This window comes from Megasphaera indica (genome assembly GCF_046614755.1).
Taxonomy (GTDB): Bacteria; Bacillota; Negativicutes; order Veillonellales; family Megasphaeraceae; genus Megasphaera; species Megasphaera intestinihominis.
In genome coordinates, this window is the sequence record NZ_JBKKJR010000093.1 from 1 (window position 1) to 223 (window position 223).

General features: G+C 56.1%; 1 rRNA gene. It reads right to left on the minus strand.

The annotated features are described in order from the left end of the window. Positions 1–223 (minus strand): 23S ribosomal RNA (locus tag ACFCTO_RS12305); the annotation flags it as partial.

Consider the following 223-nt stretch of genomic DNA (forward strand, 5'->3'; position numbering starts at 1 on the left):
GGTACTATGCGCTATCGGTCCATATCAGTGTTTCGCCTTGGAGGGTGGTCCCCCCAGCTTCCCACAGGGTTTCTCGTGTCCCGTGGTACTCCGGATCCTGCTCCATGCATTCGCTTACGCCTACGAGGCTCTCACTCTCTCTGGCTGAGCTTCCCAGCTCATTCTGCTTCACTCATGCATTTGATAGCAGTCCACAACCCCGGATTGGTTTCCCATCCCGGTT